Raw genomic sequence first — 19,945 nt, 5'->3', positions numbered from 1 at the left:
CGTCCGGGCCGCGCACTGCCGGCACAGAACTCTGCGCTGACGGACCAGTGCCCGGCGCGGGATTGCCAGATGCTCGCAGAGTCCCCGCTGCACCCGGAAGCACAGAGGCGGTAACAGATGGATGTACTTCTGGCCATCCTTGGCCAGTTCGGCCTCTACGGCCTGCTCACGGTCGGCATCGCGGTGATCTTCGCCGCGACCCGGGTGGTCAACCTCGCCCAGGGCGACCTCGCCATGACCGGCGCCTACGTCGCCGCCACCGCGACCGCCGCCCCCTTCGGGCTCCGCACCCTGCTCGCCCTCGCCGCCGGCGCGCCCCTGCTCCTGGTCGTCGAGCGGCTGCTGCTTCGCCGCCCCGGCTCCGACGGCCTCGCCGCCATGCTGGTCACCTGGGGTCTCGGCATGGCGCTGCGGCAGGGCGCCGAGCTCCTCTTCACCGGGACCTCGCGGACCGTCGCCGTCCCCGTGGAGGGCACGCTCGACGTCCTCGGCACCCCCTACCCCACGTACCGGCTGGTCTGCGCGCTGACCGCGACCGCCGTCATCGCCCTGGTCCTGCTCGCGGCCCACCGCACCGACTGGGGCCTGAGGCTGCGGGCCGTCGCCGACAACCCGGCCATGGCGGCACTGCTCGGCACCGACCCGCGCCGCATGCGCGCCACGGCCTTCACCGTCGGCGGCCTGCTCGCGGTGCTCGCCGGAGCCCTCTACAGCCCGGTCCTCGCCGTCAACCCCAGCATGGGGTTCGGCCTGCTCGTCCCCGTCTTCTTCGGGCTGCTCCTCAGCCGTCCAGGAGCCCTGGCCACCGCCGCGGGCGCCGCCCTGCTGATCTCCACCCTGTCGGTACTGCTCCGCACCTGGCTCTCCGACACCCTCGCCGAAGCCCTCTTCTACGCCGCCGTCGTCGCGATCGCCGCACTGCGCTCACGCCCCTGGATCGGAAGGTTCTCCGCATGGTTCCGTCGTACCCCCGCGCCCGCGAGCGCCGCATGACGCCCGCACTCCGCACCACCGCGCCGGCTCTGGCGGCCGCCCTCGCCCTCGTACTCACCGGCTGCCAGGGCGCGGCACTCTCCGACGACGACGCCCCCGCCACCGGCGGACCGGTGAAGATCGGCGTGATCGTCCCGCTCACCGGCCCGGTCTCCCAGGTCGGAACGGCCCTGCGCAACGGCCTCGAACTGGCCGTCAAGAAGGTGAACGCCGACGGAGGCGTGCACGGCCGCCCCGTGGAGTACGTCGTGGTGGACGACGCCGGAGACCCCGCCAACTCCACCCAGCTCGCCCGCCGGCTCGTCCGCCAGGACAAGGTGACGATGCTCTTCGGCACCATCACCGGCGACACCGCCGAGGCGGTCGGCAGGGTCGCCGACGAGGCGCACGTGCCGTTCGGCACCGCCATCCTCGGCGACACCGAACACTGCTTCGCCTACCAGTGGGGCTTCGGCGAGTCCACCCGGCAGATGCTGACCCCGACCGTGCCCGGCCTGGTCCGGAAGCACGGCACCAAGGTCGCGCTCGTCGGCTCCGACTACAACTACCCCCACTTCTACGCCGGTGTCGCCGAGGAACTCGTGAAGAAGGCGGGCGGCACCGTCGTCGCCGAGGAGTACAGCCCCCTCGGCCAGACCGACTGGCAGCCGGTCATCGGCCGCCTGAAGTCGGCCGCCCCCGACACCGTGCTCTCCATGGTCGTCGGCGCGGACGCGGTGACCTTCGCCAAGCAGGCGCAGCAGTTCGGCCTCCTCACCCCGAAGCTCGGCTTCGAGGGCGCGTCCCTCGACGCGGACTTCCAGCCCGCGCTCGGACCCCTCGTCACCGGCCGCACGCACACGGTGCGCTGGAGCGACCGCCTCGACGACGCCGAGAGCCTCGCCCTCGTGAAGGACTACCGGGCCGCCCACCAGTGGAAGGCCCCCGTCCCCGAGGTCGCCGGCAACGCCTACTTCGGCGTCAAGTTCCTGCTCGCAGCCGCCGAGAAGGCCGGCTCGAACGACCCCGAGGCCGTGAACAAGGCGATCGGCGGACTGTCCTACGACAGCCCGCTGGGCAAGGGCACGCGCTTCGACACAGGCAACCACGTGCTCCAGGCCGACATGAGGGAGGTCACCATCGGCGGCGACGGCGCATACACCGTCACCCGGACCCACCCGATGGTCACCGACACGACCCCGAAGAAGGGCTGCTCGTGACCGTCCCCGCAGCATCGAACGCCCCCGTCGCTCCCGCCGTGTCCACCCGCGGCGTCCGGCGCACGCTGCGGCTCGTGCTCCCCGGCCTCGCCGGGGCGGCCCTCCTCGCCGCCCCCTTCGGCCTTGACGCCTTCGCCGTCGCCACCCTCACCCTCGGCCTGTGCCACGGCCTGTTCGCCTACGGCCTCGACCTGAGCTGGGGCCGGGCGGGACTCCTGAGCGTCGGGCACGCCGCGTTCTTCGGGCTCGGCGCGTACGCCGTCGCCCTCGCCCAGGAGCACCACCTCCCGTGGACGGCGACGGTCGCCGCGGCCGTCGCCGCCGCCGTGCTGATCGCCGTGCCCGTCGTCCGCATCGGCCTGGCCGCCCCGGTCCCCGACGCGCCGCTGATCCTCCTGACCATCGGCGTCGGCCTCCTGCTCCAGCGCGCCGCCACCACCCTCGCCCCGGTCACCGGCGGGACCAACGGACTCTCCGTCTCCGGTCCGGACGTCGTGACCTCCTATTACGTCACGCTCGGCGCCGTCGCGGCCGTCGTCGGTGCCTGCGGGGTTCTTCTTGTGCGCGGACGGTTCGGCGCCCGCCTCGTCGCGGCCTCCCGGAACCCCGAGCGGGCCGCCCAGAGCGGCATCGACACCACCAGGGTGCGCACCACCGCCTTCGCCGTGAGCGCGGCCGTCGCCGCCCTCGCCGGAGCGCTGTACGCACCCGTCGCCGGGCTCGTCTCGCCGCAGGTGTTCGGTCTCGGCCTGTCGACGTCCGTCCTCATCTGGCTGGCGCTCGGCGGACGCGAGTCCACGGTGGGGCCGTTCGCCGGAGCCGTCGCCGTCACCGTCGGCCAGCAGTACCTCGGCTCCACCTGGCAGGGCTGGTACCTCCTCGCCCTCGCCGCCCTGTTCCTGCTTGTCGTCCAGGTCGCACCCGCCGGTCTCACCGCCGCCCCGCGCCGTCGGCTGGCAGGCCCCGGACCCGACGTCCGGCTTCCGTCGGCGGCCCGCCGAACCCCGCGCCGAGCCCCCGACCGTACGGCTTCGGAGAGTGCGAGCGACGGTCTCCCCCTCGCCGTCACCGGCATCCGGAAGTCCTTCGGCCCCGTCGAGGTGCTCGCCGGGGTCGACCTGACCGTCGAGGCCGGCCGGTGCGTCTGCCTCATCGGACCCAACGGGGCCGGCAAGAGCACCTTCCTCAACGTCGTCGCCGGACAGCTCGTCCCCGCCGCGGGCACCCTGCGCCTCTTCGGCACCGACGCGGCCGGACTGCCCGTCCACCGCCGGGTGGGGCTCGGCGTCGGCCGGATGTTCCAGATCCCCAGCGTGGTCGCCGAACTCTCCCCGGCCGACAACCTCCGCCTCGCCCGCATCGAGGCACCCGAACCCGCCGAACCGCCCGCCGAGTTCCGCGACCTCGCCGAGGACGAGCTCCGGCCCGCCGGCGCCCTCCCGCTCGCCGACCGCCGCCGCCTCGAACTCGCCATGGTCCTCGCCGCCGGACCCCGACTGCTGCTCCTCGACGAACCCGCGGCCGGCCTCGGACCCGACGACGCACGCCGCCTCACCCGCGAACTCCGCGCGGTCAACCGGCGCACCGGCTGCGCCCTGCTCGTGGTCGAGCACGACATGGACATCGTGCGGGAACTGGCCGACGAGGTCGTCGTCCTCGCCGAGGGACAGGTCCTCGCCCGCGGCCCGCTCGACACCGTCGCCGCCGACCCCGCCGTCCGCACCGCCTACCTGGGAGCGCGCTGATGCTCGAACTGACGGGCCTCGCCGGCGGATACGGACAGGCCGCCGTCGTACGGCCGACCGACCTGACCGTGCGCGGCGGCGAGATCACCGCCCTGATCGGCCGCAACGGCGCCGGGAAGACGACCCTGCTGCGGACCGTCTTCGGGCTCGCCGACCGGCACGGCGGGACCGTGACCCTCGACGGACGCGCCCTGCCCCCGGGCCGCCCCGAACTCTTCGCCCGGGCCGGCGCCACGCTCATGCCCGAGGACCGGGGCGTGTTCCCCGCGCTCACCGTCGCCGAGAACCTCCGCCTCGCCCGCCGCCGCGACACCGTCCCCGCCGTCGACCCCTGCACCGTCTTCCCGCTGCTCACCGACCGCGCAGGCCAGCAGGCCGGCACGCTCTCCGGCGGGCAGAAACAGCAGCTGGGCATCGCCCGGGCGATGCTCGCCGGCCGGACCCTGATCGCGGTCGACGAACTCACCCAGGGCCTCCAGCCCTCCGTGGTCGCCGACGTCCTGGAGGCGCTCGGCACGATCGCCGCCACCGGGACGGCCGTCCTCCTCGTCGACCAGCACGCCGGAGCGCTCCTCGACCACAGCCGCCACGTCGTGGCGATGGAGGCCGGCCGGGTCGCCCTCGACGCACCGAACGGCCCCGGCCTGCGCGACCGCCTCGACGACCTCCTCGCGGTCCGCTGACCGCGCCCACCTCACCTGGAGCAGCCCCCCGATGGACCCCTTCGCCTCCGCCACCGACCTCGCCTCGGCCGTCCGCCGTCGTGACCTCAGCCCCGTCGAGATCGCCGAGACCTACCTCCGCAGGATCGCCGAGCACGACCCGGAACTCGCCGCGTTCACCTGGCTCGACGAGGACGCCGTCCTCGCCGCCGCGCGCCGCGCCGAGCAGGCCGTCACCGACGGCGGCCCCCTCCCGCCGTTCCACGGCGTGCCCGTCCCCGTCAAGGAGCTGACCCAGGTCGAGGGGCAGCCCGCCACGTACGGCTCGTACGGTGTCGACGACCGGCCCCGCACCCTCACCGAACCCGTCGTCCGGCGCCTCCTCGACGCCGGGTTCCTCCTCATGGGCCGTACCAACTCGCCCGAGATGGGCCTCCTCTCGACCACCGACAACAGCCGCTTCGGCAGCACCCGCAACCCCTGGAGCCCCGAGCACTCTGCGGGCGGCTCCAGCGGCGGCGCCGCCGCGGCCGTCGCCGCCGGGCTCGCGCCCGTCGCCCACGCCAACGACGGAGGCGGCTCGATCCGCATGCCGTCCTCCTCCTGCGGACTGCTCGGTCTCAAGCCCAGCCGGGGCCGCGTCCCGCAGCAGGTACCCGGCTGGGAGCACGCCACCGTCGAGGGCGCCATCACCCGCACCACCCGCGACGCCGCCGCGCTGCTCGACGCGATGTCCGTCCCCGACCGGCTGGCCATGTACCAGGCCCCCGCACCCGTCCGGCCGTACCTCGACGAGGTCGGCCTCGACGGCGGGCGCCTGCGCATCGGGCTGCTCACCACGGCACCCACCGGCCTCCCCGTGGACCCGCAGTGCGTCGAGGCCGCCGAGCACACCGCCCGGCTGCTCGAATGCCTCGGCCACCGTGTCGCCCCCGCCTCCCCCCGCTTCTTCAGCGAGGAGGCGATCACCGGGTACGCGCAGACCGTCCTCGACGCGGCGCTCTGGGCCGCCCCGTACCAGCAGCCGGAACTCGCCGAGCCGCACCTCCGGTTCCGGATGGAGCGGGCCACCGGGAAGCACTCGGGCGAGTACACCCGGGCCGCGGCCCTGCTCGCGGAGGAGGCCCGCGCGGTCCGCGCGCAGTGGGGCGAGGAGTTCGACCTGCTCCTCACCCCCACCATGGCCTGCCTGCCGCCGCCGGTCGACGCGCTGCTCAAGGAGGCCAACGCGGACCCCGGTGGCCCGCGCACCACGGAGAACCGGATGATCTCCTTCACCTCGATCTGCAACATCACGGGCCAGCCCGCCGTCAGCCTGCCCACCTTCACCTCGGCCGAGGGCCTCCCCGTCGGCAGCCAGCTCATCGCCGGCCCCTGGGACGAGGCCGCCCTGATCCGGGTCGCCGCCGAACTGGAGGCCCTGGACGGCTGGCCGCAGCGCCGCCCCGCGCGCTGCTCCGGCTGAGCCCCGGACCGCGCACGCGAGAGCGCCACCCCGCCGCCTCCGGTTCCCCCACCCAGGGAACCGGCCCCCCATCGAAGGAGCCGTACATGGCACGCACCGCCCCGGCCCGCATGCTGCGCCGGATCGTCGCCGAACACTCCACCGGGACCGCCGGCGCGACGGCCGGAGGACTCTCCCGCCGTACCGTCCTCGGCGGCATCGCGGCCGGCGTGGGCCTGGCCGCCGCCACCTCCGCCGGCGCGGCCCGGCCCGCCCGCGCCGACACCGCCCCGCAGCCCGTCATCGCGATCGTCGGCGCCGGCATCGCCGGACTCAACGCGGCCCTGCGCCTCGCCGACCACGGCATCGCCTCCGCCGTCTACGAGGCCGACACCCGGGTCGGCGGCCGCATGTACTCCAACCCGGCCGGCGCCTACTGGGCCGACGGCCAGGTCACCGAGTGGGGCGGCGAGCTGATCGACACCGGCCACACCCTCATGCAGAACCTCGCCGCCCGCTTCGGTCTGCCCCTCGACGACCTGCGCGCCGCCGAGCCCGCCGGTTCCACCGAGGTCTACCGCTTCGACGGCGCCTACTACAGCTACGCCGACGCGAGCGCCGACTTCAAGAAGCTGAAGCCGGTCCTCAACCAGGACCTCGCCACCTTCGACTGGCCCGTCGCCTGGGACGCCGCCAACAGCCCCGGCGCGATCGCCCTGTCGAACACGTCCATCCACGACTGGATCGCCACCCGCGTCCCGGGCGGGCACGCCTCGCCGTTCGGGCAGCTCCTCGACGTCGCGTACACCACCGAGTTCGGCATGGACACCCGTACCTCCTCGGCGCTCGGCATCATCGGCATGCTGGCCTACCAGGCGACCCCCAACAGCTTCGCGCTGTACGGGGAGAGTGACACCCGCTACCACATCCGCGGCGGCAACCAGCGCCTCCCGCAGGCCATCGCCGCGGCCCTGCCCCCGGGGACGGTACGCCACGGCTGGCGCCTCCAGTCCGTGGCGGCCGCCGCCGGAGGCCGCCAGCTGCTCACCTTCACCGCCTCCGGCTGTACGCGCACGGTGCTCGCCGACCACACGATCCTGGCCCTGCCCGCCGGTGTGCTCCAGCGGCTCGACCTGTCCGCCTCCGACTTCGACAGTCGCAAGCGCGCCGGCATCGCCGCGATGACGATGGGTCAGAACTGCAAGCTCTCGCTGCAGTTCGACAACCGCCACTGGAACTCCTCAGGGCCCTGGGGGATCGCCGGCGGCAGCACGATGAGCGACACCGGCTACCAGACCTCCTGGGACTCCAGCAGAGCCCAGCCCGGCGGCAAGGGCATCCTCACCGTGTACGCGGGCGGCGGCCACGCCGCGGACTTCACCCCGTCCACGCCGTTCCGCACGGCGGCCGACCCGCAGATCGCCCGGTACGCGCAGACCGCGCTCGCCCAGCTCGAACCGGTCTTCCCGGGCATCACCGCCCACTGGACCGGCAAGGCCACGCTCGCCGCATGGCCGCTCAACCCGAACGCGTACGGCTCGTACGCCGGCATGCCCACCGGTTACGCCCACCAGTACGGCGGCTACGAGGGCGTCCGCCAGGGCAACACCCACTTCGCGGGCGAGCACACCTCCTCGATGGCCCAGGGCTACATGGAGGGCGGCGCCGAATCGGGGCAGCGGGCCGCCGGCGAGGTCCTCACCGACCTCGGCATCGCGCTGTAGTCCGCGGCGGGCCCGCCGGAGGAGATCCGGCGGGCCCTTCCTCAGCCCCGGCCGGGGAGCAGGCCCCGCTCCAGGGCCACGACCACCGCGCGGGTGCGGTCGCTGACGTCCAGCTTCGCGAAGACCCGCAGGAGATGGGTCTTCACCGTCGCCTCCGCGATGACGAGACGCCGGCCGATCTCGGCGTTGGAGAGGCCGTCGGCGACCGCGCCCAGCACGTCCTGCTCCCGCGCGGTCAGCACGACGGGGGCGGGGCGGCGCATGAGCGCGACCAGGCGTTGGGCGACGCGGGGAGCGAGGACGGTCTCGCCGCGGGCGGCGGAGCGGACGGCCTCCGCGAGCTGCTCGGCGGTCGTGTCCTTCAGCAGATAGCCGATCGCTCCCGCCTCGACCGCCCGCTCGATCTCCACGTCGGTGTCGTACGTGGTGAGGATGAGCACCCGCGTCGGCGCGGGCCCCGCGGTGATTGCGGCGGTGGCCTCGACCCCGTCCATGACCGGCATGCGCAGGTCGACGAGCGCGACGTCGGGCGCGAGCCGCTCGACGACCCCGACGGCGGCCCGTCCGTCGGCCGCCTCCCCGACGACGGCGATGTCCGGGACCGGCGCCAGGAGGGCCACCACTCCGGCGCGCATCACGGTGTGGTCGTCGACGACCACGACCCGGATGGGCTCGTGCGCTGCGGGCATGTCAGGGCCGTCCGTTCGTGTGGAAGGTCGCGAGGACGCGGGTGCCGTCCCCGACCGAGCTGGTCACCGTGAGTTTCCCGTCGAGTTCGGCGAGCCGCTTGCGCATGCCGTCCAGACCGAAGCCCCGGGACTCCTCGACGACGAAGCCGCGTCCGTCGTCGGTGATCTCCAGCTCGATGGCGTACGGCCCCTGGGTGAGGACCACGCCGACGGTGCTCGCGTCGGCGTGCTTGCGCACGTTGGCCAGCGACTCCTGGGTGCAGCGAAGGAGCGCGATCCGGGTCTGCTGGTCGCAGTCGACGTCCTCGGCGAGCTCCGCGTCGACCGTGATCCCGGTGTCCTGGGCGAACCGCTCCAGGGTGCGGCGCAGGGTCGGCACCACCGAGCCGGGGTCGAGCCCGCTGTGCGGGGCCGAGCCCACCAGGACCCGGGCCTCGGTGAAGTTCTCGCGGGCGGTCCGCTCGATGGAGCGCAGCTGCCGTGCCGTGTGTTCGGCGCCCGGGTCGAGGCCGGCCCGGGCGGCCTCGGCGAGGACGATGATGGAGGCGAAGCCCTGGGCGAGGGTGTCGTGGATCTCGCGGGCCATCCGCTCCCGCTCGTCGGCCGCGCCCTGGGCGCGATGGGCCTCAGCCAACTGGTCCTGGGTGAGGGAGAGTTCGGTGGCGAGCGCGGTGGCGCGGGCCTCGCCGTCCGCGACGAGCCGGTGGAGAAGCAGCCCGGCCGGTACGGACACGGCGTAACCGGTCAGGGCGGCGGCTGCGTTCCCCGGCGAATCGCTCCAGAGGCTCCCCGCCGCCGTCGCCGCCGTGGCGCAGCCACTGAGCAGGACGGCGGCACGGGGACCCCGGGTCTGGAACCAGAACTGGGGGAGCGCGGCGATCAGCAGGGCCGCGCCGCCGCCGGGGAGGGCCGCCATCACGCCGAGCCCGGCGGCCAGGGCACCCAGGTAGACCGTCGAGTGGTGGCGGCCGCGGTGGACGGCCGTGTACGCGAGGGCCGCCGCGACCAGGGCCAGGGAGGCCCACTTCACGGGCCCCGAGTCGTTGCCGGCGCCGATGACCGAGGGGACGAGGCCGAGGAGCAGCCAGGCGGCCGTGTACCAGCGGCGCAGCGCGGTGAGCGCCGGCCGTTCCGTCGCCGGGTCTGCCGCCCCGTCAGGCGTTCCGTCGGTCATGGGATCAGCCTACGGACACCGTTCGGGTCCCGGCCCGTTCGGGCTCGCGGGATGCGGGTGCGGGTCGTGCCGGCCACCAGTTCGCCTCGCCGAGCAGCAGCATCAGGGAGGGCAGGACCAGGACGCGGATCACGAAGGCGTCGAGGAGGACCGCGACCGCCAGGCTGAAGCCGATCTGCTTCATCTCGATGAGGTGCAGGGCGGCGAAGCCGGCGAAGACCGTCACCATCACCACGGCCGCGCTGGTGACGACCCCGGCGGACGAGGACAGGCCCTGGAGGACCGCCTGCCGGGTGGGGACGCCGTCGAGGCGGGCCTCGCGGATCCGGCTGATCACGAACACCTGGTAGTCCATGGAGAGCCCGAAGAGGATCACGAACAGGAACAGGGGGACGCGGGATCCGATCGAGCCGGTGGAGGTGAAGCCGAGGATCCCCTCGGCCCATTGATGCTGGAAGACCACGACGAGGAGGCCGAGCGAGGCGAACGCGGAGAGGAGGTTGAGGAGGATGCCGACGAGACCGAGGACCACCGACCGGAACGCCCAGACCGTCATCACGAAGGTGACGAGGAGCAGCGCCCCGATGATCAGCGGCAGCTTCCGCTTCTGGTGGGCGGGATAGTCGGCGTAGCGGGCGACCTCGCCGGTGACGGCGACCTCGGTGCCGGTGAGCGCGCCGACGGTTCCGGGCACGAGGTCGGTGCGGAGCCGGTCGAGGGAGACCCGGGCCTCTCGGCTGTTCACGGAGTGGGGGACGGCCAGCTCCAGGAGGGTGGTGCGCCGGTCGGCCGAGGTCCGAAGGACGGGGGTGCCGCCGATGGCGGGGTCCTCGGCGTTCGCGCGGTCCGCGAGGGTCCGCAGGGCGCCGGCGACCTCCTCGGCCCGCTCCGCTTCCGCTCGTACGACCACCTGGTGCATGGCCTTCAGCTCGGGATAGGCGGCCATGAGCCGGTCGTAGGTCCGCATGGCGGGGATGGCGCGGGAGTGCGTCTCGCGGCTCATCTCGGTGATGTTGACGTCCAGGACCGGCAGGGCGAGCGCGACGAGCGCGAGGGTGGAGGCGGCGAGCGTCGCCGCGGGGCGCTGGGCGACGGGACGGAGGACCGCGGCGGTGATCCGTCCGCCGGTACGGGAAGTACCCTTCCGCACCGGCTTCTTGCGGGTCCTGCGGCGTTCGGAGCGGGCGCCGAGGAGGGCGAGGAGCGCGGGCAGCACGGTCAGCGAGCTCAGGACGGCGACCAGGGTGACGACGACCGCTCCGGTGGCGATGGAGGAGAAGATGACGTCGTCCGCGAGGTAGAGGGTGGCGCTGGACACGGCCACGGCGAGCCCGGAGACCACCACGGCCCTGCCCGAGGTCGCGGCGGCGAGCTCCACGACGGCCTGCGGGGTGAGGCGACCGGCGGCCCGGGCCCGTTCCTCGCGCTCCCGCTTCAGGTGGAAGAGGGTGTAGTCGACGCCGACGGCGAGCCCGATGAGCAGGATGACGTTGGTGCCGACACCGGCGTCGGGGAAGACGTGCGAGGCGATCGTCGACAGGCCGACGGCGGCCACGATCGAGGAGAGTGCGAGCAGCAGCGGTACGACCGCCATCACCACGGATCCGAAGACGATCAGCAGCGTGATCAGGGTGACGGGCAGGGCGATGACCTCCGTACGGGAGAGGTCGTCGCCGCGGAGCTTGTCGACGCCCTTGCCGATGGAGGGGCCTCCGACCTCCTCGACGAGCAGCCGCGGGTGCGCGGCCCGGACCTCGGCGGTCTGCGCGAGCAGTGCGTCGACGTGCTTCTTCCCGTCGAACTCGGCGTCCTTCATGGTGACGTCGACGCGCAGGGCGGTGTGCCGGGCGTCGGCGACGGGGCCGGTCACGGACAGCACTTCGGGCAGTTGCCGCATCCGGGCGGCGATCTCGCCTGCGGCGGTCTCGGCCTCGGCCCGGTCGAGGACGCCCGTGCCGGGCGCGGCCTGGACGAGGACGCGTTCCAGGGGCTTCTGCTGCAGACCGCCCTCGGCGGCGAGCGCCTCGGCCCGGCCGGCCTCGCCGATGCGGAAGTCCTCCGTCGTCGCGGGGTGGACGCCGAGGGCGATGCCCGCGCCCAGGGAGAGCGCCACGAAGAGGAGCCAGCCGATCAGCGCGCGCCAGGGATGCAGGGCGCTGTGACGGGCCATGCGTACGGTCGGGTTCGTCATGCGTCCCAGGCTCGTCGGCGGAGCCGTCCCGCCGACAGGATCGGCCGGTTGAACCTGGTGTCCACCGGTCGGTGGACACGGGGCCGAAGACGCGGGTCAGTTCAGGTCGCTCGGCTGGTCGGGGTCGAGTTTGAGGCCGAGGCGCAGGGTGGCACTCGCGAGGACGCCCCAGAGGGCGTCGCTGAGGAAGTGCGTCAGGTCGTCGAGAGAGCTCCTCGACTCGGGGTGGGCGGCCCACTGGTTCACCACGCCGTCCACCAGGCCGACCATGCCGAAGGCCAGGTTGAGGTTGAAGCCGGTGGGCGCCGGCCCGCCGTCGAGGAACCGCTCGGCGTAGGCGTCCAGGAGCCGTGCGAGGTGGAGGGCGACGGCGGTGCGGGTTCCCGTGACGGCGGGTGAGCCGCTGCCGAGGAACCGGTGGAGCTCGGGGTGCAGCGCCACCCAGCCCACATAGGTGCCGGCGGCGTGCTCGATCGCCTCCCGGATCGTGCCCCGGGGAGCGAGCGCGGGGGAGAGCGCGGCCATCAGGTCGTCGGTGATGCGTGCGCGGATCTGTTCGTCGAGGTCCTCGCGGCTGCGGAAGATCCGGTAGACGACGGAGCGGGGCATCCCGGCCTCGGCGCCGATCGCGGCCACGCTGACCGCCGTTCCCTCGCGCCCGATGACGGTGAGGGCCGCGGTGAGGACCTGGTCGCGACGCTCGGCGCGGTGGCCGGTCCAACGGGTGTCGCGGCCGTCGGGGCGCCCGCCGCTGCGTGTCTCTCTGTCCTCGGCCACAGCGTGGATCGTACCCGGCGATCAAGAAAGGACGGCGTGCCCGGGGTGGCGCAGGTCACGTTACCGCCAGTATCCTGGACGCGGTGACACAGGTAAATTCCGGTGCCCGGGGGAGAAGAGTCCGGGGGAGAATGCACCGGCACCACCGGTCGCGGAGGGGATGGACATGGAGAACCAGCACGTCGACGTGCTGATCATCGGCGCGGGGCTGTCCGGCATCAGTGCCGCCTGCCACCTGCTCGCCGGGAACCCCGGAACCACGTACGCGATCATCGAGCGGCGCACCGCGATCGGCGGCACCTGGGACCTGTTCCGCTACCCCGGCATCCGCTCGGACTCCGACATGTACACCTTCGGCTACGGCTTCCGCGCCTGGCACGGCACCAAGGTCCTCGCCGGCGGCACGGACATCCGCCGCTACATCCGGGCCACCGCCGAGGAGCACGGCGTCGCCGACCACATCCGCTTCGGCCGCAGGGCCGTCCGCGCCGACTGGTCGAGCACCGACGGCCGCTGGACCGTCGAGACCCTCGACGAGGCCACCGGCGAGACCCGCCTCCTCACCGCCCGCTTCCTCGTCGGCGCCACCGGCTACTACGACTACGACGCGGGCCACCGCCCGGAGTTCCCCGGCGAGGAGCGCTTCCGCGGCACCCTCGTCCACCCGCAGCACTGGCCCGAGGGCCTCGACCACACCGGCAAGCGCGTCGTCGTCATCGGCAGCGGCGCCACCGCCATCACCCTCGTCCCCGCCATGGCCCCCGCGGCCGCCCACGTCACCATGGTCCAGCGCTCGCCCACGTACATCCTGGCGCTCCCCGCGGACGACCCCCTCTCCGTCCTGCTGCGCAGACTGCGCGTCCCGGCCGGGCTCGTCCACCGCGTCGGGCGCACCCGGAACATCGCGATGCAGCGCGCCCTGTACGCCCTGTGCCGCAAGGCCCCCCGCCTCATGCGCAAGGTGCTCCTCGGCGCCGTACGGGCCCGGCTCGGCAAGGGCGTCGACATGCGCCACTTCACCCCCGCGTACAAGCCCTGGGACCAGCGGCTGTGCGTCGTGCCCGGCGGCGACCTCTTCACCACACTCAGGAGCGGTCGGGCGTCCGTGGTCACCGACCACATCGAGACCTTCACCGAGACCGGCGTCAAGGTCAGGTCCGGCGAGGAGATCCCCGCCGACATCGTCGTCACCGCCACCGGCCTGCGCATGCAGCTCGCCGGCGGCATGGAACTCGCGGTCGACGGGAAGCCCGTCGTCACCCGCGACCACCTCCTCTACAAGGGCGTGATGCTGGACGGCGTCCCCAACCTGGCGATGATCATCGGCTACACCAACGCCTCCTGGACGCTCAAGGCCGACCTCGCCGCCGCCTACGTCAGCCGGCTCCTCGCCCACATGGACCGGCACGGCCTCACCGCCGTCACCCCCGTCGCCACCCGGGCCGACCGCTCCCCCGTCTCCGTCATGGGCGAGTCGCTGACCTCCGGCTACATCGCACGCGGCGACGCGATCATGCCCCGCCAGGGCACCCGCGACCCGTGGCGGATCTGGAACGACTACTACCGCGACCGCCGCGCACTGCGGCGCTCCCCGATCGAGGACCCCGCACTCCGCTTCGACCGCGTGCCCACCGAAGGAGGACGAAGATGACCAGCGTGCAGAGCTACCACGAGAGGCTCCGGACCCTGTCCGAGGCCTCGGTGCACATCCGCTTCGACGCGTTCACCGACATCGACTGGGACCACCCCGACTTCGCCATCGACCCCGCCGACCCCCGCTGGGTGCTCCCCGCGGCCGACCCCCTGGGCGGCCATCCCTGGTACCAGGCACAGCCGTTGGAGGTCCGGACGCGCATCGGGCTCTGGCGGTACGCCAACATCGTCAAGGTGGGCATGCAGTTCGAGAACGTCCTCATCCGCGGGGTGATGGACTACCTCTTCGCCCTCCGCAACCAGAACCCGGAGTTCCGCTACCTCACCCACGAGGTCACGGAGGAGTGCCACCACACCCAGATGTTCCAGGAGTTCGTGAACCGGGCGGGCGCCGACGTGCCCGGCGGACGACGCTCCTTCCGGGTGCTCAGCCGCTTCCTGCCACTGGCCGGCTCGCTCATCCCCGAGTCCTTCTTCACCGGCGTCCTCGCCGGCGAGGAGCCCATCGACCACCTCCAGAAGGCGATCCTGCGCGCCGGCGACGACATCCACCCGCTGATGCGCCGGCTCATGCAGATCCACGTCGCCGAGGAGGCCCGGCACATCTCCTTCGCCCACGAGTTCCTGCGCGTCAAGGTCCCCGGCTACGGCAAGGCGCGCAGGGGCGCGCTCTCGGTGGCCTTCCCCGTGATCATGCGGGTGCTCGGCGACGTCATCATGGTCCCCGACAAGAAGACCGCCGAGACGATCGGCGTGCCCCACCGGGTCATCAAGGACATCTTCTGGAAGTCGCCCGACGGCGAGAAGATGCTCCGCGACCTCTTCTCCGACGTACGGATGCTCGCCGAGGACATCGGCCTGATGAACCGGACCTCACGGCGCGTGTGGAAGGCGCTCCGCATCGACGGCCGGCCGTCCCGCCACCGCGGCGAACCCGCCCCGCACGCCGCCTGACGAAGCCGACCGGAACCGGAGCCGGGCGTCCCGGCGGTCCCCTGAACGGAGAACCCCTCCCCATGCCGTACGTCGTCACCCGGTCGTGCTGCGCCGACGCCTCCTGCGTGCTCGCCTGCCCGGTCAACTGCATCCACCCCGCCCCCGGCGAACCGGGCTTCGGACAGACCGAGATGCTGTACGTCGACCCCCGCACCTGCGTGGACTGCGGCGCCTGCACGACGGCCTGCCCCGTGGACGCGCTCAAGCCGCACACCAAGCTCACCGGGGCGGAGCTGCCGTTCCTCGAACTCAACCGCGCCTACTACGACGCCCATCCGCACGATGACCGGGCGCCGATGGCGATCGTGCCCCCGCAACGACGCACCTCCGCAAGCGAGTTGCGGGTCGCCGTCGTCGGTGCCGGTCCCGCCGGTCTCTTCGCCGCCGACGAGCTGCTGCGGTACCCCGGCGTGACCGTCACCGTCCACGACCGCCTGCCCACCCCGTACGGGCTCGCCCGCGCGGGAGTCGCGCCCGACCACCAGGACACCAAGCAGGTCGCCCGGCTGTTCCGCGCCGTCGAGAGCCAGCCCGGCTTCTCGTACCGGCTCAACACGGAGATCGGCCGCGACCTGCACCACGAGGACCTGCTCCGCGACCACCACGCCGTGATCTACGCCGTGGGTGCGGCCGGCGACCGGCGGCTCGGCATCGGGGGAGAGGACCTGCCCGGCAGCGCCTCCGCCACCGACTTCGTCGCCTGGTACAACGGCCACCCCGACCACAGCGCCACGCCCTACGCCCTCGACGGCGAACGGGCCGTCGTCATCGGCAACGGCAACGTGGCCCTGGACGTGGCCCGCATCCTGACCACCGACCCCGACACCCTCTCCCGTACCGACATCTCCGACCGGGCACTCGCCGCGCTGCGCACCAGCCGCGTCCGCGAGGTCGTCGTGCTAGGGCGCCGCGGACCGGCCGAGGCGGCCTTCACCCTGCCCGAACTGATCGCCCTCGCCGCCCTCGACGGCGTCGACATCCTCGTCGAGGGATGGCCGGCCGGCGTACCCGCCGACGCCACGCCCAAGACCCGGGTCCTCGCCGAGCTGGCCGCCCGGACCCCCGTACCGGGGCGCCGCCGCATCGTCCTGCGCTTCCGGACCCGCCCGGTGCGGATCCTCGGCGAGGACCGGGTGACCGGCCTGACCGTCGAGAGCACAGACGAGGTCGAGAGCATCGAGACCATCGAGGCGTCGCTCGTCCTGCGCGCGATCGGCTACCGCGCCCGGCCCGTCCCCGGCCTCCCGTTCGACGAGGCCACCGGAACCGTGCCGCACGAGAGGGGCAGGGTCCGGCCCGGCGCGTACGTCGCCGGCTGGATCAAGCGCGGACCCGGCGGCTTCATCGGCACCAACAAGTCCTGTGCCCAGGAGACCGTTTCCGCGCTCCTCGACGACCTCGAAGCCGGGCTGCTCGCCGCCCCCGCCTCCGGTGGTCCGGTGTCCGGGCACCCGGAGGCCGTCGGCCTCGACGGCTGGCGGGCGATCGACGACGCCGAACGCGCGGCGGGGCAGGGCCGGGGACGTCCCCGCGTGAAGATCGTCGACAGGGAGGAGCTGCTCGCGGCCGCGGCGAGGCGTCGGCCTCGGAGCGTCGGCCGGCGCTCGTCGTCCTGACTCCTGACTCCCGTCCTACCGTCGGGTCGACGCCCTCGGGCGGAAGCGGGCCCGCGTGAGGCGGGGGGCGTCGGCGGGGTGGCCGGCGATGAGGGACCGGAGGACGTCGAGGAGGGCCGCCGAGCTGTCGACCGGGTTCAGTTCGAGCGCGGAGATGGCGGGACGGCTGTTGCGGGCGTGCTCGGAGTCGGAGCCGGTGACCACCATGGTCTCTTCGGGCACGCGCACGCCGCGCGCCAGGAGACCCCGCTGCACCCCCGCCGCGTGCCGCCCGGTGAGGCAGAACACGGCGTCCGGCAGCCCGTCCTCGACGAGCCGGCCGGCGAGGGCCGCACCGCCCTCGACGCCCGCGCGCTCGGGGAGCTCGTACAGCCGTGGCGTACGGCCGCGCTCCGCGCACCAGCCGAGGTACGTCTCCTGGTGTTCGAGGTTCCAGGAGTTCGGGTCGGTGCCCCGCACCAGGGCGACCGAACGGGCTCCCGCGCCCTCCAGGTGGCTCAGGACCAGGCGGGCGGAGGCCCGGTCGTCCTCCGAGGCCCAGTGCGTGAAGTCCGGGCGTCCGGGCGGGCGGCCGTAGGTCACGTACGGGATGCCGCGCTCCTCCAGTCGCGCGACGACGGGGTCGTCCACGTGCGGGTTGGTGACGATGTAGCCGTCCAGGGAGAAGGCGAGCGGCGGGACCGGCGTCCGCGTCAGGTCCGGCACCAGCATCAGGCTGAGGCCACGGGCCAGGGCCTGCGAGGCGCACGCGCCCACGAACCGCTCGAAGACGTCCACGCCCGCCGGCGCGTAGTCGCCGAGGGCGTCGAGCGAGCGCAGGACCAGACCGACCGCCCCCATCGTGGAGCGGCGAAGGCCGCGCGCCAGGGCGTCGGCCTCGTACCCCATCTCGTCGGCGACGGCACGGATGCGCGCGCGGGTGGCCGCGCTGAGGGTGCCCTTGTCGTTGAGGGCGTGCGAGACGGCGGTGATGGAGACCCCCGCCCTGCGCGCCACGTCCTTGATCGTGACGCCCCGCGTCCGTGCCATCGCGCCGCCCGTCCTGGAAGAAGTGACTGGAAGGAATGCTGCGGCCATGTTGGTAAGGACGGCTGTTGGTTAGGGGTGAATACGGCCTCGGGGAACATCGGCACAGCGGTTATCGGTGAGAACGATCATGGTCAGGGCGTGAGGGCGCTGACCCGGTTCTCGTACTCGCGGCGGGCCTTGCGCTGGGCCGGGACTGCAGGGAGGCCCTGGCCTCCGTCGAGCGGCTGGCAGCGGGCGAGGAGCTGGCGGTGCACGGCGAGGACGGCGCTGACGCGCAGGGTGTAGCCCTGGCCGCGCCGTACGGTCGTCCCCTGGTCGAGCGCGGCGCGCTCGGCGGGCTCCAGCTCGGTGGTGCGGAGGTAGTCGGCGACCTTGCCGGGCATGTCGAGGGTGACCGGCAGCTCCGGGGCGGGCGCGGCCTCCTCGCTGGCGGTATGGTCGGGCAGGAGGTCGGCGACGGCGGTACGGATGGCGCCGCGGCTGACGCCGTGGTCGCGGGCGAGGGCGGCGATGGAGCGGCCTTCCAGGTACGCGGTGCGCACGTCGGCAGTCTTCGTGGCCTCCACGGCGGGGCGGCGCCCGCCCTTCGCTCCCTTGGCCTCGGCGGCGCGCAGTCCGTCGTAGGTCAGCTCGCGCTGGAGGTCGCGTTGGAGTTCGCCGGCGGCGGCGAGGGTCTGCACCATGAACTTCACGGTGGACAGCAGCTCGCCGGTGCGGGAGTGGCGGGCGGTGAGGTCCATCGCGGAGAACGCGCCGTCGTGGATGCGCAGCGCGAGACGGTCACGGTGCAGGACGTCGAGCACGTCGAGGATGTGCTGGTTGCCGCGCACGAGGCGGAACATCTCGGAGATGTGCACGGTGTCGCCCGGCCGCGCGTACGTCAGCAGCTCGCCGAACTTCGGCCGCTGAAGCGGGTGAAGGCGGCTGGAGGTACCCGGCTCCTCCTCGAAGACGACCGGGTCCTCGATCCCGGCCTCCTCCAGGACGAGGTCCTGCCGGGCGGTCGACTGCTGGTCGGTCGAGACCCGCTTGTAGACCAGGTTCGCCACAGTGGGGCCCCTTCCGTACGGAGGATCGGACCCTATCTGTCGTCAAACCCTGTCAGCAATCGCCATCGGATCTGATTGGATTCGCGCCGCTGCGAACCCTGTGATTGCACGGGTTCATTGGATGCGTCGGTCGCCTGTCGTCAAATGATCGTTTGACGACACGTACAGTGAGCCGATGACGGTCAATGGGGTGGGAACGGCGGCGCCGGTCGATATCGACGGGGTGCGGAACTTTCGGGACGCCGGCGGAGTCGGGGCGCTACCGCGCGGTGTGCTGTACCGGTCCGGCGCGTTGCACGCGATGCCGGCGGAAGGAGCACGAAAGCTGGAAGGGCTGGGGGTGCGTGCAGTCGTGGATCTACGCAGCCGGCCCGAGGTCACCGACCGGCCGGACGTCATGCACGGTGCGGGGATCAGGTACCTGCACGTTCCAGTGTTCGCCGAGCAGCGCTGGCCGCAGGAGCAGATGGAGCTGTACCCGTCGATGGCCGAGCACGCGGGCCGCGCTGTGTTGACGGTGCTGCGGCGCCTGGCAGCCAAGGACCAGGGGCCGGTGCTGGTCCACTGCGCCTCGGGCAAGGACCGGACCGGTGTCGTGATCGCCCTCGTGCAGACCCTGTTCGGGGCGTCCGAGGCGGAGGTAGTGGCAGACTTCGTGCGTTCCAACACCGAGCTGGGCCTGCCCGCCGCTGAGCCCTCGCTGTCACGGGGACACAACACCCTGCCGGTCGCGGCCGGACACCTCCACCGCGCGCTTCTGTGGGTCCGCAGTCACCACGGTTCCGTGCCCGCCTACCTCCGGGCGCAGGGCGCTACGGAGCAAGACCTTTCCACAACGGGCTGACGGGCAACGCCACGTCCTGGCTTGTCACCCTCCACGACCTCCGCACCCCGTGAAAGAGGCACGCCCTAGTACTGCAGCCGCAGTTGCCGTGGTCCGCGACTACCCGGCCAATCGGGCTAGCCTGTTAACCCGCTGGATCAGGTTGTTGCTGCACACGCTC

The 19,945-nt window shown here is 73.1% G+C and carries 16 protein-coding genes; 10 read left to right on the top strand and 6 right to left on the bottom strand.

Annotated elements, in window-relative coordinates; genetic code table 11:
- Positions 1–117 precede the first annotated feature (117 nt).
- The 6 genes from ACFYX3_RS14090 to ACFYX3_RS14065 all read left to right on the top strand — a co-directional run bounded on the left by ACFYX3_RS14090 (position 118) and on the right by ACFYX3_RS14065 (position 7,767).
- The gene (locus ACFYX3_RS14090) at positions 118–993 is read left to right on the top strand and encodes a branched-chain amino acid ABC transporter permease (RefSeq protein ID WP_382657014.1); all 876 of its coding nucleotides are present in this window, start codon (positions 118–120) and stop codon (positions 991–993) included.
- A complete protein-coding gene (locus tag ACFYX3_RS14085; protein WP_382657012.1) occupies positions 954–2,192 on the top strand; it encodes an ABC transporter substrate-binding protein in 1,239 nt (412 codons plus the stop codon). The genes ACFYX3_RS14090 and ACFYX3_RS14085 overlap by 40 nt, the downstream gene beginning before the upstream one ends.
- Positions 2,189–3,937: an ATP-binding cassette domain-containing protein gene (locus tag ACFYX3_RS14080; RefSeq protein ID WP_389012445.1), complete on the top strand. Its 1,749-nt coding sequence runs from the start codon at positions 2,189–2,191 to the stop codon at positions 3,935–3,937. The genes ACFYX3_RS14085 and ACFYX3_RS14080 overlap by 4 nt, the downstream gene beginning before the upstream one ends.
- Positions 3,937–4,620: an ABC transporter ATP-binding protein gene (locus tag ACFYX3_RS14075; RefSeq protein WP_389012442.1), complete on the top strand. Its 684-nt coding sequence runs from the start codon at positions 3,937–3,939 to the stop codon at positions 4,618–4,620. Before ACFYX3_RS14080 ends, ACFYX3_RS14075 begins: the two co-directional genes overlap by 1 nt.
- 31 nt (positions 4,621–4,651) lie before the next feature.
- Complete coding sequence (locus ACFYX3_RS14070) at positions 4,652–6,064, top strand: amidase (protein WP_389012439.1); 1,413 nt, start codon at positions 4,652–4,654, stop codon at positions 6,062–6,064.
- 86 nt (positions 6,065–6,150) lie between these two features.
- Positions 6,151–7,767 carry a flavin monoamine oxidase family protein gene (locus ACFYX3_RS14065; protein WP_389012436.1) on the top strand — a complete coding sequence of 539 codons (1,617 nt, stop codon included), beginning with the start codon at positions 6,151–6,153 and terminating at the stop codon, positions 7,765–7,767.
- A gap of 41 nt (positions 7,768–7,808) precedes the next feature.
- On the opposite strand, the gene ACFYX3_RS14060 is transcribed toward ACFYX3_RS14065, so the two are convergent.
- The 4 genes from ACFYX3_RS14060 to ACFYX3_RS14045 all read right to left on the bottom strand — a co-directional run bounded on the left by ACFYX3_RS14060 (position 7,809) and on the right by ACFYX3_RS14045 (position 12,598).
- Positions 7,809–8,456 carry a response regulator gene (locus ACFYX3_RS14060; RefSeq protein ID WP_389012433.1) on the bottom strand — a complete coding sequence of 216 codons (648 nt, stop codon included), beginning with the start codon at positions 8,454–8,456 and terminating at the stop codon, positions 7,809–7,811.
- A 1-nt stretch (position 8,457) separates the two neighbouring features.
- Positions 8,458–9,630, bottom strand: coding sequence for a sensor histidine kinase (locus ACFYX3_RS14055; RefSeq protein ID WP_389012430.1), 1,173 nt, complete (start codon positions 9,628–9,630; stop codon positions 8,458–8,460).
- A 4-nt stretch (positions 9,631–9,634) separates the two neighbouring features.
- Positions 9,635–11,821: an MMPL family transporter gene (locus tag ACFYX3_RS14050; RefSeq protein WP_389012426.1), complete on the bottom strand. Its 2,187-nt coding sequence runs from the start codon at positions 11,819–11,821 to the stop codon at positions 9,635–9,637.
- A 96-nt stretch (positions 11,822–11,917) separates the two neighbouring features.
- Positions 11,918–12,598 carry a TetR/AcrR family transcriptional regulator gene (locus ACFYX3_RS14045; RefSeq protein WP_389012423.1) on the bottom strand — a complete coding sequence of 227 codons (681 nt, stop codon included), beginning with the start codon at positions 12,596–12,598 and terminating at the stop codon, positions 11,918–11,920.
- Between the two features lie 166 nt (positions 12,599–12,764).
- Between ACFYX3_RS14045 and ACFYX3_RS14040 the strand changes: the two genes are divergently transcribed.
- From ACFYX3_RS14040 to ACFYX3_RS14030, 3 genes are all read left to right on the top strand, one after another.
- A complete protein-coding gene (locus tag ACFYX3_RS14040) occupies positions 12,765–14,249 on the top strand; it encodes a flavin-containing monooxygenase (RefSeq protein WP_389012420.1) in 1,485 nt (494 codons plus the stop codon).
- Positions 14,246–15,205, top strand: coding sequence for a diiron oxygenase (locus tag ACFYX3_RS14035; RefSeq protein ID WP_389012417.1), 960 nt, complete (start codon positions 14,246–14,248; stop codon positions 15,203–15,205). The genes ACFYX3_RS14040 and ACFYX3_RS14035 overlap by 4 nt, the downstream gene beginning before the upstream one ends.
- Before the next feature lie 62 nt (positions 15,206–15,267).
- Complete coding sequence (locus tag ACFYX3_RS14030) at positions 15,268–16,863, top strand: FAD-dependent oxidoreductase (protein ID WP_389012414.1); 1,596 nt, start codon at positions 15,268–15,270, stop codon at positions 16,861–16,863.
- A 15-nt stretch (positions 16,864–16,878) separates the two neighbouring features.
- On the opposite strand, the gene ACFYX3_RS14025 is transcribed toward ACFYX3_RS14030, so the two are convergent.
- Positions 16,879–17,892, bottom strand: coding sequence for a LacI family DNA-binding transcriptional regulator (locus tag ACFYX3_RS14025; protein WP_389012411.1), 1,014 nt, complete (start codon positions 17,890–17,892; stop codon positions 16,879–16,881).
- Between the two features lie 131 nt (positions 17,893–18,023).
- On the bottom strand, positions 18,024–18,941 hold the full coding sequence (locus ACFYX3_RS14020; RefSeq protein WP_389012408.1) for a recombinase family protein: 918 nt from the start codon (positions 18,939–18,941) through the stop codon (positions 18,024–18,026).
- Between the two features lie 175 nt (positions 18,942–19,116).
- On the opposite strand from ACFYX3_RS14020, the gene ACFYX3_RS14015 reads away from it, so the two are divergent.
- A complete protein-coding gene (locus ACFYX3_RS14015; RefSeq protein ID WP_389012405.1) occupies positions 19,117–19,785 on the top strand; it encodes a tyrosine-protein phosphatase in 669 nt (222 codons plus the stop codon).
- Positions 19,786–19,945: the final 160 nt, after the last annotated feature.

Origin of the sequence: Streptomyces sp. NPDC002463, from assembly GCF_042889835.1 — a bacterium.
In the GTDB taxonomy this organism is placed as follows: domain Bacteria; phylum Actinomycetota; class Actinomycetes; order Streptomycetales; family Streptomycetaceae; genus Streptomyces; species Streptomyces nymphaeiformis.
The sequence above is the reverse complement of the archived record's forward strand: the minus strand, read 5'-3'. Positions and strand labels throughout refer to the sequence as shown.

Excerpts from the sequence above, each read along its gene's own strand:
- ACFYX3_RS14065 (WP_389012436.1), top strand. The coding sequence starts at position 6,151 with ATGGCACGCACCGCCCCGGCCCGCATGCTGCGCCGGATCGTCGCCGAA.
- ACFYX3_RS14085 (WP_382657012.1), top strand. The coding sequence starts at position 954 with ATGGTTCCGTCGTACCCCCGCGCCCGCGAGCGCCGCATGACGCCCGCA.
- ACFYX3_RS14015 (WP_389012405.1), top strand. The coding sequence starts at position 19,117 with ATGACGGTCAATGGGGTGGGAACGGCGGCGCCGGTCGATATCGACGGG.
- ACFYX3_RS14035 (WP_389012417.1), top strand. The coding sequence starts at position 14,246 with ATGACCAGCGTGCAGAGCTACCACGAGAGGCTCCGGACCCTGTCCGAG.
- ACFYX3_RS14050 (WP_389012426.1), bottom strand. The coding sequence starts at position 11,821 with ATGACGAACCCGACCGTACGCATGGCCCGTCACAGCGCCCTGCATCCC.
- ACFYX3_RS14040 (WP_389012420.1), top strand. The coding sequence starts at position 12,765 with ATGGAGAACCAGCACGTCGACGTGCTGATCATCGGCGCGGGGCTGTCC.
- ACFYX3_RS14030 (WP_389012414.1), top strand. The coding sequence starts at position 15,268 with ATGCCGTACGTCGTCACCCGGTCGTGCTGCGCCGACGCCTCCTGCGTG.
- ACFYX3_RS14075 (WP_389012442.1), top strand. The coding sequence starts at position 3,937 with ATGCTCGAACTGACGGGCCTCGCCGGCGGATACGGACAGGCCGCCGTC.
- ACFYX3_RS14025 (WP_389012411.1), bottom strand. The coding sequence starts at position 17,892 with ATGGCACGGACGCGGGGCGTCACGATCAAGGACGTGGCGCGCAGGGCG.
- ACFYX3_RS14090 (WP_382657014.1), top strand. The coding sequence starts at position 118 with ATGGATGTACTTCTGGCCATCCTTGGCCAGTTCGGCCTCTACGGCCTG.
- ACFYX3_RS14070 (WP_389012439.1), top strand. The coding sequence starts at position 4,652 with ATGGACCCCTTCGCCTCCGCCACCGACCTCGCCTCGGCCGTCCGCCGT.
- ACFYX3_RS14055 (WP_389012430.1), bottom strand. The coding sequence starts at position 9,630 with ATGACCGACGGAACGCCTGACGGGGCGGCAGACCCGGCGACGGAACGG.
- ACFYX3_RS14060 (WP_389012433.1), bottom strand. The coding sequence starts at position 8,456 with ATGCCCGCAGCGCACGAGCCCATCCGGGTCGTGGTCGTCGACGACCAC.